Raw genomic sequence first — 14,467 nt, 5'->3', positions numbered from 1 at the left:
TAGGTGTTAATATAAATAATAGGAGTCCACGATTTTGTTTATTATGGTTGTTTTTCATGAATAGATTAAATAAAAAAAGAACTAGTAAGGTGCTTGCTATTCTTTCTGATTTTTCAGAAAAAATTTGAGCGGAGCTAACATGCTATAACTCTGCCCGCTTTTCATATTTTACAATTATGTATATTAAAAAGAACATTTCCTACCCATTACAGCATTAAGAAAGGAAAACCATTATTCAACAGTTATGTTCTATGACTATTAATCTTTGTTCTAAATGAATCTAAAAAGAAATTCAGTTCCTTAGCATCCTCTTTGGTGCCAATAGCCCTTTCTTCCTTTTGATTCCATCTAGTAACATCCCAATGTCTTTTTTTTGAGCATTCTTTTAAAATTCCATCTACCGTAATTCGAACATAGACAATGCGCATAGTTCGGCTTTTTCTCTTGAGCTCTTTAGAAAGAAGTTTAGCCCATAACTTTGTTCTAACATAATCAATCACTTTAAGGGTTATAAATTTCGAACCTAAGCTTAAACTAATCAAGACGTTAAAATATTTTACAAACTGAATATCAACCACTTATAGATCATTTTGTGGCACCTTCAAAAAAATCCCAAAAGTGCCACATATGTGCCACAAACTTTTGGAGTATTTTTGAAGATTTTGCGAATCGTCCTAAACAAAAAAATCCTGCAAATCAATGACTTGCAGGACTTCTACATTTTTTAGTGCTTTTTAAAAACTTTAAAGTTGCACCTGGCGGAGAGTGAGGGATTCGAACCCCCGAACCTGTGACAGTTAACGGTTTTCAAGACCGCCGCATTCGACCACTCTGCCAACTCTCCGCGACAAAAGTACGAATTTTCACTATCCTACCAAATTTTATTTTATATATTATGCTTATTGAGCTTTTATAAACTGAATATCAGCACTAAATTTTACATCGTCGCTCACCATTACCCCTCCTGTTTCCAATGCAGCATTCCAATTAAGGCCAAATTCTGAACGTTTGATTTTGCCCTCTACAATAAAACCAGCTTTGGTATTTCCCCAAGGGTCTTTTTGGATACCTGCAAATTCTAAATCAAAAACGACCGGTCTAGTGACATCACGAATAGTCAAATTTCCCTTAATTTGTTCATTTTCTAAACTCGTTGCCTCAAAAGTAATGGTGGGATATTTTTCCACATCAAAAAAGTCTGGACTTTTTAGATGTCCATCCCGTTGTTCATTACGCGTATTGATGGACGCAGTGTCAATAACAACTTTCGCTAGGGCATTTTTAAAATCTTCGCCTTCGGCATCAACATCTATTTTAAAACCGTCAAAGTTTCCTTTAACGTTCGTAATCATCATGTGTTTTACTTTGAATTCTATCTCGCTATGTGCAGCGTCTAGTTCCCATTTTCCTTGTGCCATAATTTTATGTTTTTTCTATTTGTTTAACAACACAAAGGTAACAGCAGTTTTATTCATTTTGTTTGACCTAGATCAATAAAATAATCTTGTTGAAAAGCAATCAGTTATTGAAAAACCACAAAAAAAAGTTGGCGATATTTTGGAAATATAACACAAATGTCTACTTTTGCATTACCGAAAGCGACGCGCCAATAGCTCAGCTGGATAGAGCATCGGTTTTCTAAACCGACGGTCTCAGGTTCGAATCCTGATTGGCGTACCAAAAGTGTTAAAAATCGGCCTTAATGATATCATTAAGGCCGATTTTTCATTTTACTAGTTTTCTAACTAGTCATGTCGAGGCCCGTGTTAACGATTTAAAGGCATTTTCTGCCAAACCCAAAAACAAATTTAAAACGCGTTTAACATGAGAACCACCAACCAAAAAGTTAAAATTTCTATTAGACAGAGAACCCAAGGTAAAAATCCAGCAAGAGGATCTGTCCACATACACGTATCTATCGACGGTGTTACCGACATGATCCCACTTAAGATTTCGTGGCCAGTGGACAAGTTTGACAATGGAGTACTCCTCCCCCGTGACGGTTTTGAAGATGACACTCTTTGCACACAAAACAATTTCCGGATACAAAATGAGCGATCGCGTGTCGATGCACTTGTTTTTAGATACTATGCACTTGACCGAGCCATTACCCACGAGCTGATCAGACGCGAAGTGTCACTCAAGATATCCAAGGATGATATCGTTGCATTTATAAAAGGTGAAGGCCGGCAATTGCTGCGCGAGCATCTGATCGAGCACGGAACCTATAAGCATTACGTGACTGTGATCGCCCGGACAGAGAAATACTTTAAAGAGACCGGATCTTACTGGAAATTTAATACGATCGATGATCATGAGCTCCGGATTCACCAGCGGTGGCTTTTGGACAATTTCACGCACAATACAACCGCTGGCCACATGCGCGTGATCAAGAAGTTTCTGACTATGGCCGTATCAAAAGGACTCATTCCGGAAAGTCCTGCAGATAAATTGAAAACTTTGAAATATCAGGATGGAATCCGTGAAGTATTGACAAAAGACGAGATCAATAAATTGTATAATTTCTATATCGAGGATGGTATGGAACTACTGACAGAACTGGAGCACACAGCACTGCGCCGTTATCTTGTTGCCTGCTTTACTGGACTGAGGAAATCAGATATCGAACAGCTTGATCCCCGGCTTCATATCCGGAATAACAATATACTTCGGTTGAGTATGTTCAAAACACGCAAATATGGGAAAGTGATCGAGTTTACCTTACCAAAAATTGCTGTAGAGCTGATCGGGAAAAAGCGAGGGATCATATTTCCAACGATTGAATCCTATTCACTGGGTAAAGCTTTACGTAGAGCTCTTGTCAAAGCAGGGATTGACAAATACATGAAGTTCCACTCCAGCCGGGATACTTTTGCCACCACATTCATTTTATTAGGCGGTAATCCTGTCGATCTCATGGAAATCTTAGGACACTCCGATCTAAAAACAACTATGATCTATGTAAAGATGGCCAGCGATTCAAAAAGTAAAACAATGCAGTTCTTTGACGAATTGGTTAAATAACTGCAAAAATGTTCCAACTGTTCCAATTGCCCTTTTCAATAGTGAAAAGGGCTTTTTTATGGCAATTGCCTTTTTGGAACACTTGGAACAGACTTTAATTATTGAAGCTGCAGCGCTTTCATTGCTCCATCCCACTTCTCCTCGAGCAACTGATCAGCAAGTTTTGGCACCGCGCGATCCAGTTGAGGATTTAACCATTCTTTTGCTTTTCGTTTCCCGGTACCCAGCTTGCCCAATGATTTTGGGTTGGTGCTTTTTTTCTGTCCGGACTTTGTTGTCCAGGTCGAACCTTTTGATCCGGCCACACCTTTTCCGGCACCTTTGTGCAAAAATGCCAGGTAACGATGAAATTTGAATGTTATTGTTTCAATCTGACCATAATCTTGTTTGTACCGTATTTTGATCGAGTTTTCACCTTCTCCTGTTTGCTGAGTACTTGTCACCATGGCTGCATAGGTTCCTTTGATCGACGTTATTGTTTCGCCTCCCCAGGCTTTTATTCGATTATTCCACATAGTTATGAATTTACAGTGTTTTCAATTTTAACTTTTGTATCCCGCGCATTTTCAAATTCAGAATAGAGCATAATCACTTTTTTATCAGCCACGGACTTCATCGCCTCATAAAGCAGATCCATCTTATGTTCCAGGACTGAAGTATCAGAATTATTCTGAACAATCACTGGAGACTGAGCTGTAAGATTTCCAACTTGATTTATTCTGCCTGCCTCCATCATATCGACGAAATTAGCAATCCGCGGATCACGCAATTGTTCCGAAGAAACCACGTATTCCGGCATATGGTTTTCGCCTGCAGTAAATTGGTTCCCCAATGAATTTGTAAATAAAGTCGGCTCATTTACCCAGCCCTCAGCTTTCTTTCCAGGAGTAAAACCACCATGGAAAAATTGCGGAGGTTTGGTAGCTGCGATAACAGCAATTTGTGCAGCTCCGGCAGCAGCTGCTGCAGCTGCAAGAAATATATTTGGCAATGCCTTTGTTACCGCCAAAGCCGTATTGATCCCGGCCTGAAGCAATGAAGCGTTTTTATCAGCTTTCCACGCTTTCAGTTTTTCAGCACGAGCTTGCTTATCATACTTATCGTTTATAGCCTTTTTTTGAGCTTCCGATAGGTTTTTATTAGACAATTCCTTTTCACGCTGCTTTTCTATATTGGATAGAGCTGCATCGAGTTCAGCCTGCCTGTTATTTGCTCCGATCTGGAACAGTGCGCCTGAAAGATCCTCTGCAGCTTGGATGGCAGCGTCCTTAATCTTCTTCGCGCGCTCCTTATCTGCCTTACCATTTTCCTCATCCTTTTTTTGCTGGTATTTGGCATCAAGCGCAGCCATTGCTTGCTTGAAGAGCTCCGTTTCTTGAATCTCAAGCGAGTACTTTTCTTTAAGTTTTTCTAGCTCGAGATCGTGCTGAGCTTCAATATCGGCAATTCTTCGTTGGTGCTCATCCTTAACAAAACCAGTGGTACCAGTTTCGAGAACTTTGATCTCTTTTTCTACGCGTTCGCGCTCCCTAACTTTAGATTGAGCAATCTCACTTTCCCAAGCCTCCTGAATTTGTGCTTTTTGGGCTTCATTGGTACCAGCATCTTTTAGCAGCTTTTGATAATGCTCATTGATCCGGATCTGCTCCCGATCTAGCTCTGTAAGCATCTTTTGCCCCATATCGGAGCGGATTTTGGTTATAGCTTCAGAGATTTCTTTCTCCTGCTTTTCGCGCAATTGAGCGATTGCAGATTCTCTGTCCGCCTGAAGGAAAAGAACACGGCCCTCAGCTTCCAAACGCTCTTGCTCACTTGCGCCTTTTTTATCGCGGAACCCTTCCCAGGCTTCAATGAGCTTATTATACTTAGCCTCCTCTAAAGCTATTTCCTTATCGTTTTCAGCCAGCTGATCCTGGTAACGTTGTGCATTGAAAAGTTTCTCTTCGTCTACAAGTTTTTCATAAAGCTTTTGTGCTGCCTCACGGTCCTTTTCCTCCTGGCTTTTCTTAGGCTTTTTGTCCGGAGCGACTATTAAGGCATCTCCCTTGTTAACTTCTGGTTTTTTGCCAACGTTACTATTAGCTTTTTTTGCAGCTTCACTAATACCATCAAAATAGTCGATGACACTTTTCATTTGTGGAGTGAGTTCTTGATGATAAACATCTCGAAGAGAAATAGCAGCTTTGTAGGCCTGCCCCATCATCCTAAGATTTTCATCATTCCCTGTCTTTATATCCCCTTTGGCCATCTTATTATCAAACCAGGTGTTATTAGGATTATTTGCGTCTTTTAATCCCTGATTAGCTTTTTCTTGAGCTTGTTTCGCAAGTTTGATATAAGTATCAAATTGAGTTTTCTGATCACTTATATTATCTCTATTCTGTAGCTCGAATAGCTCTCTCTGAGCTTTTGTAAAAGCACGAACTTTACCTGTATTGATGTCCATGGCTCGACCGTACTCGCCCCATTCAGTTACAGCCGTAGGAATAAGCACTGCCAATTGGTCAATAACTTTACGCAGTTCTTCCTGTTCAGTCTTCGTTAAAGTAGTTTTTCCTTTAAGTTCCTCGTACCGCGTTACTAATGGAGACGTTGATTTTTCGAGACTTATAACGCCTTCTTCCTGCTTATGCAGAGCATTATTCATGTCCTCAATTCCATCCCGAGAAACTAGCAGCCAATCGGTAAGAAGGATCAATCCCTCTGTAGCTGCAGTAAGCCACTCTCTCATTTTAGAATTTTCCCAAATCGTGGCCCAACGGTTAGACAGCTTTTCAATAGTGCCGGCTAGATTGTTATTAACGGTATCAAATTCAGCTGTAATTGAAGTACCATCCTGGAAACTTTGATTTGCTTCATCCTGACGCTGTCTCAACAAGTCAATATTATTAGCTAAAGATCCGATAGCTGCACGCCCTTCAGCTCCAGTAATATCCAGGGCTTTCATGTTCTTGGCAAGCTCAGCAATCCCTCCACCGGTATTTTTTGATGCATCTAAGACACGCATCATCGCTTCATTTGCGTCATCTCGCAAAAGGTTTGCAAACGCTTGAACTTCCATCCCAGCAATCTTTGCATATTTAGGCACATCACTTCCAAGCCCTGTAATAAATTGGCCAATGGCTGTGGATGAGACTTGTGTCTTTTGCCCAAGCTCATCCATTACGGATGCCATTCCAAGGACATTCGGCAGCGATATTTTTGCAGCTGGAGCTATCCCTGCTAATCGCGCCGAAAATTCAATAAGATTCTTTTCATTGGCCGTCCCACTTGCTCCAAGATCATTGATTGCAGAACCTACTTTTAATAGTCCGGATTCGATACCGAATTCATCTTTAACCTTGAAAATATCGAGCAGTTTACCGAGTTCGTTTACTGCTTCTTCAGTCCCTCCGAGATCCTCTCCCAAGGCGACCCCGATTTTGTCTGCAGCACGTACAAAACCTTCAACGTCTTCGACTGTAGAATATCCCAATTTACCGGCTACTTGAGCTAGTCCAAGCAATTCTTCTTTGGCGGTCCTTGTATCAATTTTTTGAAGAGATCTATTTACGGCTTCTACCTGAACTTCAGTCAGTCCAGTGGTTTTCATAACGCCGGCAAACGAATCGGAAAGTTTACTATTTTGAGAAATAATATTCTTCGCAACATCGATGAATGATCCGCCAATTGTAGCTCCGATAGCTAATTTGGCAAGCTCCGCGAGTTCCCCCTTCAGATTGAAGAAACTTTCACGGGTACCCTCAGCTTCGTCGCGGAGGCTCTTCAAACGATCCTTGACCTGATCGAGGATCTTGCTCTTCTCAGCGAATTCTTCCGATCCCCGGGGCAATAATGCCAATTCATTGCGCAACTTTGTTGCCGAAGCTTTGAGCTGCTTTAAGGTGTCATCAGCCGCATTTGCATTGAGGTATATATTTACCCCTCTATTTTCATTATTCGAAGCCATGCAACGAAATTCCTTCCGGAATTTTTGCATGAAACGACAACGGCCCCTGGAAGGAGCCGTCGATTAGTGATATAAAAATACGTTAATAAGGAACACGTTGGCCATCAAGCTGAACAATCCAATGTCCCATGATTTCAAATTTATCATGCAACAAAGACGAATCGCTCACCAAATAATACATCAGAGCATCCCTTCCGTTGTATCTCCACCAATACCGATCTACATTTGCAGCCAGAACAGTTACATTCTCGGAAACCACATAGTCAGCATATGGCCCCTCCTCGCGAATGGATTGATCATCAAAGTTGACAATTCTCCTGTCTACATGCACATTTAGATTATTTACAGAGAGAGCCGGAATAGACGTTTGACTGTCCTGGTACAACTCCAAAATAAGATCGGCATAACTTCGGTAACTATTACCGTTAGGTTTAATTTTCAAAAGAACCTTAGCATAAAGTTTACCTTCCGGATCAATAGTCTCAGGAGAATTGATCACCACCCTAAATCCAGAAGCGATCGCGTTCAGATCATAGTGCGGATAACAAATAACCTTCGCATCGATGCGCTCTGAATTATTCGCTGGCTCAAAAGTAACCTTGTCAATAAGCGCCTCTACTTTCGCCTTATTTTCATCTACGATGAGGAGTTTTTGTAATGGGTTGATCCGCATAAACTGGACCACATCAAATTTTGCCGATATCTCCACCTGCTCAGATATGCAATAATAAGCATACCAGGCTAGCGAAAACCTATTGATCACCCCTTTATCTCCGCCAAGCGCCAACGAATTATCAAAGGTTCTATTCAGATTGCCAATATCATCAGCTGTAGCTTCAGCAATCCATACAGGGCCTCCAAAACCGACTGATCCTTTATAAGAAAGAAGCCTGAAAGCAAAAGAATTCTTGCCATACGTATTATCAGCATTGTATGCCGGCATATTTGACAGAGCTACTCCATAGCAGTTTCCCATCTGTGTCTTTCGGGGCAATCTCACCCCTTCGATATTCCAAAGCTTTTCGGCCCACATAAAAGGCCGGCCTATAGCCATTTCAACTTCTTTAAAAGTGTCTGTGTATCCGACGATCACTGAACCTTCGTATGGCAGCACCTTGTACATTTCATCAGCATCATCTACTTTAGTGAGCAATTTATATGCACTTATTGATTGTCGTTTTATGCGTAGCGAATCCTTAATCTGCATGCCGGAGACATCCAAGCGATCCACATCAGACAGTATTTTGGTGGCTTTTTCAAAATATGCCTTATTCGTCTGCGAATCGAAGTAAATTAATACCCGATGATCATTGCGCAGCGCTTTAAAAAAATCCGCAATGGACAGCTTCGGTAAATGCTGGGCAGGATTGATCGTTCCATTGGCCAATATATCATCGCCAGTCCTGGTGCCTGTATTGTCAATGATCAACGATTTAATAAAACTATCGTTGAGATACGATCCCTCAGCCTGAAAACCCAGAAAACTACAGACCTCCTTAATTACCCACGTCAGATAGAAAAAAGCTCCATAAAGTCGCATACCTCTAATCGTGTAACCTTCAGAGAAATCATTGACTATAGACTCGTCATAGTTAACACCATCAGATCCATCTGTTTTCAAAACTCCATCGGCCATTGGATTTAAATATGTTGGCATACAGAATGGATAGACACCTATAGAACTATTTATGGCAACTATTTTGTCATTGATGCCTGCTCCAGGTCCGTCAATCCGGATCGATTTATGCGATACAAATTTAGAGTTAATCGTCGTCGTGAATACTTCAGCAATTGTCTTATCCCTCATCAGATCCGCTACAAGTGAATTATCCACAATAAGATACCCGTCGTAATTGCCTTTTGCGGAGATATCGTACTCTAGCCTCGCACGCTTCCAGGACATTCCCAGGAGCGAAATATTTACATCAATCGCTTTTCGGCCAAGCCGGTTCTCAAGGAACCGGCCATAACCTAAAGCCTTATCATTTTTCTCCGTCGGCGGAAAAGTCACGGGGTACGTATAGGATCCCTTCAGCACGGTCTCCTCATTAAAGGTCGTCGCAACAAATTCAACCGTCAATTTACTGTCCGGCGAAACATCCAGCGCAATGCCATCATCCGTGATTATTGCAAAAGGTAACGTCATGCTATTTGATTAGCGGTTTAAACTTTGCCCAGGGAAATTGTGGCCCCGGATCAGGCTTTCTTCCTGGAGCGATATCGGAGTGGCCAATGATCTCTCTGATCGGATAATTCGCGATAATCGCTTTGCAAGCTTCAATTGCAGCATTGATCTGAACATCGGTGTATTGCTGTGTACCGGTGTTCTGCATCTCAATCCCGATACTATAGGAATTTAATCCGGATAAACCTCTCCATTTACTCACTCCAGCATGCCAGGCTTTTAGATTGAACGGCACCAGCTGGGTAACAACACCTTCCCGGCTAATGTGCAAGTGTGCCGATACTTGACTTACCGGATCAGTCATCCAGTTGATCGCACTTGTGGCATTCGGAGCTGCATCGTAATGCATCACGATATAAATTGGAGTGATTACGCTCCCTTTGTTAGGGGTGGGACGGAACCCTACTGGAGTTCCGTCGTTTTTGTAAAGTAAGTTGTTTTTTACTTGCATGATTAAAGCACTGAATTAATATTTTTTGCTATTTTCTCACCTCCCAGCGAGTTAGGGTGAACTGTATCTGTAGGTATAAAATATGAACTAGCCTCGTAAACATTCCAAGTATTATGAAGTAAATCAATAAATTGAACACCGAACATTTCGCATACTGTTTTAAACTTATTATGTCTAGATACTAAGTTCGCATTGCTTATTCTATCTAAAGCAGATTGAGGATCATTGTAATTAAAAGCATTGAGTAGGTCAGAGCAAAAAACAATTTTTGCGGTTGGATTTTGTTGACCTAATTTTTTGAATATTCCTTTAACGGAAGATATTACCGTAGGAGCATTTGCATCACTACTTGACAATTCAGCTCCTGTATATATTGGATCAGTGACCTCACCAACAAGTGCAGGTGTTAATGTGTCATTAGTAGGATTGAATACAAATATTAAGTCAGGCTTATATTGCGCGACCCAGTCAGCTCTTGTATAAATAGATGAACCTTGTTTACCGTTAGCTTGGCTTGGTTCTACATCATAACTCCAAGGTGTTGAATTGGTGTAAACAGCTCGAAACCAGGAACCACCCAAGCCTAAAGGTTGCTTAGTTACAATTCCTCTTGTTTCGGATAAATCGTATACTGTACCAAGTAGCTCGGATAACAATGGCTGCCACTGATTTTGGTAAACAATTGAGTGCCCTAGAGTACACATTTTTAAACCTTTGTATGGACTTTTAAGAATTTTCTTATCTGAAAATGGAACGTAACCTACTGAATTATTAAGTACATTTATATAGTCAGATGTTGCGAAATTTTGAATTTCCTTAAACATACCCAATGCTGATATCTCGATTTCAATACTTGCTGGTGTGGCTGTAGTAACGTTTATTAAAGAAATGATCCATTGATAATCCGCTCCCTGTAAATTTCCTCTGAAATCACCAGCAAATTTATATTCGAAACTTTGCCAATCACTTGTTAAGTTGTTTATTAAAATATCTGAAACAGTCCCTTTTTTAAACGCCAGCCTGCAATTAGAGCCCTTAGCTCTTCCTTTAATCACAAATACAAATCTGTCGTTTATAAAATTCTGTAAGTTAGCTGCTTTGAAATTATATCCTACTCTAAGCGCATTGAAGGGCAAATCACCTGTTGGGCTCCAGGCTGCCTGAATTTTATATAAGCTATCCTCTACTTTAAAAGATGATGAAGTTGCACTGTTAGCTTCTTGCATTCTAACAAAATCGTTACTCAAAATTTCATCTTTCAATCTATTAGCTAGGTAAGTTACTTTTGTAAAGTTAGATTTAACAAATTGGGAAACTGATTCAGCGCTAGTTACATCATTCTCTTTTTTATCTACCTGTGGAATATTATACTCGATATCCTTAACTACATTGCTCGGCGCTACATATATATTGTCAGGCGGTGTTATTTCTACCTTTGATGAAGCAGCATTATCTGTACTGGTATTTAAAGTGATGAAACCGTCATCCAATATTGTCAGTGTGTACACAGTAATTGGTACTGGAGAATTTTGTGGTGTAAAAGTCCCAAAATAGCTTTTAAAAGTATCAGAAGTATCGAAAAACAAAGCATAAGGAATAGTTCCAGCTGTAGCTGATAAGCCAACTGATACCTTTATAACCATCCCCTTTTTTACAGGAATTTTTTGAGACCGCTTTGCCCATGGCACATTGGCAGTCCCTCCTGTTAATGTCCAATAGCCATCAGACCACTTTAAGGCGACAAATCCAGCTTCCCAGCTTCCAGTCTTATTCTGAATTATTTCAGAAACTCGGCCATCTATATTCACAGCTTGCCAGTCTGTTAAATTCGTCAATGAACTTGTATTTGTGTCTTTTTTACTAACATACGTAGTTCCATTTGAATCCCGGACTTGAGTATCTTTTTTATACCCAGCTAAACCTGAATCAGGATCAATGAATGATGCACTCCAAAGAGGTAGGATACCCTGCCCATCTTTACCTTTCGGCTTAGGAACACTACTACCTAAACTCCACAACCCTGTTTCATAACTCCACCAATTAACATTATCTGCATCCTTAGGGGCTTCCCACGCTGGCCCTGTTGCATTTTTATACCAGCCGATTGCATTTGTACGCTTACGATTTGAATTAGTTGGTAAAGGATTCGGGATAGGTAACAGTACTGCCGTAGCTTCTGTTGCTCCACCTGCAATGGGTTTTAATTCTAATGAAGCATCGATAGTCGCATTCTTTACTTGCTGAGCCATATCCGCGACCACCTTGGTACCAGCGAATACAGTAACTTTATATGATTTTGCCATTATTATTTAGTTACAATTCCGGTTAATATTAATTTTCCTTTGACAAATGTTGTGCGGTCGGAACCATCGATCACCAGTATATCGTAGAAATAGACATCTCGCTTCAAATCGATCGTATTCACGCCAAAGTTCATGGTTAATTTATTGGGTTCGATAGTCAGTCCACCATTCGCAACAGTAAGTTCGAGAGCGATATCATCCTGATTCAAATCACTTTTAAATTGCACTTTTATTTCCTTTCCAATAAGAGAAAAAGGCACGATATCTCCTGTATCTTCTTCGACCACTTCCCAACCCCAAAATTGATATTCCTCAGTTGTCCCCCGGACGACTGTGATATCAAACTCATTTAAATCAATATTATAATCCATAGCATTATTTAATTATCAAAAAAATAGCTCCTGGGAGTGTTGGCTGCTAATCTCAAATGAGAATGCAAAGAGACCGTTGCCATCTTGAAACTCATCAATAGATGATGATGCAATATTGACTGGCCACCATTGTGCGCCGATCAATGTTAGTTTCCAACGGCTTAAAATGAAATCTCGGAATAATAGGATATCAGAATAAGACTTATAACCCGTATTGATTTTCTCTTTGTTCTCGAGCATAATATCCAGGTCTATATTTTCACCAACTTTTAGATCAAAGATTCCGGATTGAGAAATGACTGCACTGCTCTTTTCAATTTCATATGAAATTGCTTTCTTACCTGAAGTAAAAAGGCTTTCGGGCGATCCCATTGAGTTCAGATAAATAAAAAGACGTTTATATTGATGCAAAGTATCATCAATGTAAAACTTCATTGTATTAGAGATTTTTACACCATCACTTTCAAGCCAAACTCCATAGGAAACGATTTTTAGTTCCGGGTAATGGCTATTAGCATCGATCTGATCAAGCCCAACTGGGATGATTACCTTCTCATATTTCTTTACTTCAGGAATAGAATGAGCTGTAAATATAAACGGTGCTCCATCATTATATACAAGCTCGACTTCTACCTTAACATTGTCCTGAACTTCCTCAAGATTTATCCATGACAACCAACTCGGTTGATCCGGTACAACTGTTTTTTCTTCAGCAGAAGATAAAAATCGAACAACATCACCATCTATAATAGATACTTGTAAACTCAAATTTTGCAAGTTTTTAGGTAAGCCACCATAAGCCACAAAGAAGTGGCTGGTAACAACTGAAGTCCTCGGGGCCTGTGGTTCTCCGAAAAGCTCCGTAGCTCTCACAAAAAACTGTTTTACAGTTTTTCCTTTTGATACAGTGAGTTCATCAAAAGAAGGAATGTCCGGTCCGTCACCAACACACAATGATGACAACGGTTTGGAAAAGTCCCAGGATGCATTTCCATTCGCATCCGGAACAAGAGCTGCTGAGACTAAAACTTTCTTAATATTTTCCTCAACTGCGATAAGCTCAACAAAAATTTTAAGATTTGGCGTGTATGATTTGGATACCGGAATCTGTATATTCTCAATAGAAATAGCCAAATCGGTTGTTACGTCTTTAATCTGCACATCTAATGAACTGTCATTTTCTACAGAGGAGAACTTTATCTTTTGTCCTTCCACAGTTGCCGTAAAAATCGAATCAAGATTAAAGGTGTTGATAATGGCATTTTTAACCCTTACCAACCAATCCTGTTTCGTCTCAACCGGTCCTATTCGATGTGGAATTTTAAACCTATCTCCAGGATTACCATATTCACAAGAAAACTGTAGTTCTGTTTGCTTTACAATCAATGTGAAAGACCAATCAAGATAATAGTAATAAGTTCTTTCAGGAGTATGAAGTTCGCTATCTACTATATTGTCAACTTGACTAAAATCCAATGTAAAAATTAATGGACGCCCTGCATCAAGAACCAACTTGTCGGTGTGGAATTCGAATTCAACTGGATTTCGTGACCAGGATATTTCGTTTGGTTGCTTAACGATTGAAATTGCCATGTCACAAAGATGCTTTTACAAAGAAATCTGGAAACGACAATTAATTGGAACAAAATATCTTATTTTGAGATAGCTTTAATCCAGGGTATATCGCTATTCTCAATCATTTCTATAATGATATCTATTTCCGGCGTACCAAACCACTGAGCAGTGAGTTTGACCCGAAGATTATGCTCCCAGCCAGAGCCATTCTTATAGCTTATCCATCCAAGATCGGTATTATTTACCATCAAGCTGTAAGCATGGTTCTTTCCAATATAGTCAAGATTTGATATGCGTATAAGCTGTCTTTTCCCATCATAATAACACAATGCCAAGAAATTCTTTTCATATTTATAGATCAACTCATCGATTATAGTATTGGCTAAGTCTTCCTTTAAAACGCCTTCAATAAAATCCCACTTCCCATATGACTGCCGTATTGTATATTTCTGCCCGTTTTTTCCATAAACATAATAGTCACAGGTTATTTTTCTACATTCAGATTGATCTTCAATCTCATATCTGATCGACAATGCTGTCCCCTGATAAACTATATTTAACAACTCCATTTATCAAAAATACTAATAATATTAGCTTTATATAATAAAA

General features: G+C 39.9%; 11 protein-coding genes and 2 tRNA genes. 2 read left to right on the top strand and 11 right to left on the bottom strand.

Translation table 11 applies throughout. The features are described from left to right. Positions 1-242: 242 nt before the first annotated feature. The 3 genes from B4Z47_RS21295 to B4Z47_RS21285 all read right to left on the bottom strand — a co-directional run bounded on the left by B4Z47_RS21295 (position 243) and on the right by B4Z47_RS21285 (position 1,418). A complete protein-coding gene (locus B4Z47_RS21295) occupies positions 243-578 on the bottom strand; it encodes a hypothetical protein (RefSeq protein ID WP_115048498.1) in 336 nt (111 codons plus the stop codon). Between the two features lie 178 nt (positions 579-756). After that, a tRNA-Ser gene (locus B4Z47_RS21290) sits at positions 757-844 on the bottom strand. A gap of 55 nt (positions 845-899) precedes the next feature. Further along, positions 900-1,418: a YceI family protein gene (locus B4Z47_RS21285; RefSeq protein ID WP_115048496.1), complete on the bottom strand. Its 519-nt coding sequence runs from the start codon at positions 1,416-1,418 to the stop codon at positions 900-902. A 185-nt stretch (positions 1,419-1,603) separates the two neighbouring features. Here B4Z47_RS21285 and B4Z47_RS21280 point away from each other — a divergent pair. Both B4Z47_RS21280 and B4Z47_RS21275 read left to right on the top strand, forming a co-directional pair. Then, positions 1,604-1,680 (top strand) — tRNA-Arg (locus B4Z47_RS21280). A 144-nt stretch (positions 1,681-1,824) separates the two neighbouring features. Continuing rightward, a complete protein-coding gene (locus tag B4Z47_RS21275; protein ID WP_286727894.1) occupies positions 1,825-3,024 on the top strand; it encodes a tyrosine-type recombinase/integrase in 1,200 nt (399 codons plus the stop codon). 98 nt (positions 3,025-3,122) lie between these two features. Here the strand turns inward: B4Z47_RS21275 and B4Z47_RS21270 are convergent, their stop codons facing one another. The 8 genes from B4Z47_RS21270 to B4Z47_RS21235 all read right to left on the bottom strand — a co-directional run bounded on the left by B4Z47_RS21270 (position 3,123) and on the right by B4Z47_RS21235 (position 14,427). Continuing rightward, on the bottom strand, positions 3,123-3,539 hold the full coding sequence (locus B4Z47_RS21270; protein WP_286727893.1) for a hypothetical protein: 417 nt from the start codon (positions 3,537-3,539) through the stop codon (positions 3,123-3,125). A gap of 2 nt (positions 3,540-3,541) precedes the next feature. Then, positions 3,542-6,973, bottom strand: coding sequence for a phage tail tape measure protein (locus B4Z47_RS21265; protein ID WP_286727892.1), 3,432 nt, complete (start codon positions 6,971-6,973; stop codon positions 3,542-3,544). An 82-nt stretch (positions 6,974-7,055) separates the two neighbouring features. Then, positions 7,056-9,119: a hypothetical protein gene (locus B4Z47_RS21260; protein ID WP_286727891.1), complete on the bottom strand. Its 2,064-nt coding sequence runs from the start codon at positions 9,117-9,119 to the stop codon at positions 7,056-7,058. A 1-nt stretch (position 9,120) separates the two neighbouring features. Then, a complete protein-coding gene (locus tag B4Z47_RS21255) occupies positions 9,121-9,609 on the bottom strand; it encodes an N-acetylmuramoyl-L-alanine amidase (RefSeq protein WP_286727890.1) in 489 nt (162 codons plus the stop codon). A gap of 2 nt (positions 9,610-9,611) precedes the next feature. Continuing rightward, positions 9,612-11,912 carry an SGNH/GDSL hydrolase family protein gene (locus B4Z47_RS21250; protein WP_286727889.1) on the bottom strand — a complete coding sequence of 767 codons (2,301 nt, stop codon included), beginning with the start codon at positions 11,910-11,912 and terminating at the stop codon, positions 9,612-9,614. Positions 11,913-11,914: 2 nt separating this feature from the next. Then, positions 11,915-12,283: a hypothetical protein gene (locus B4Z47_RS21245; protein ID WP_286727888.1), complete on the bottom strand. Its 369-nt coding sequence runs from the start codon at positions 12,281-12,283 to the stop codon at positions 11,915-11,917. A gap of 15 nt (positions 12,284-12,298) precedes the next feature. Next, on the bottom strand, positions 12,299-13,876 hold the full coding sequence (locus B4Z47_RS21240) for a hypothetical protein (protein ID WP_286727887.1): 1,578 nt from the start codon (positions 13,874-13,876) through the stop codon (positions 12,299-12,301). A gap of 59 nt (positions 13,877-13,935) precedes the next feature. Then, on the bottom strand, positions 13,936-14,427 hold the full coding sequence (locus tag B4Z47_RS21235; RefSeq protein ID WP_286727886.1) for a hypothetical protein: 492 nt from the start codon (positions 14,425-14,427) through the stop codon (positions 13,936-13,938). Positions 14,428-14,467: the final 40 nt, after the last annotated feature.

The organism is Sphingobacterium sp. UBA2610 (assembly GCF_002339225.1).
GTDB classification, from domain to species: domain Bacteria; phylum Bacteroidota; class Bacteroidia; order Sphingobacteriales; family Sphingobacteriaceae; genus Sphingobacterium; species Sphingobacterium multivorum.
Note: the sequence above shows the minus strand (reverse complement) of the source record. Positions and strands in the feature narration are given on the sequence as shown.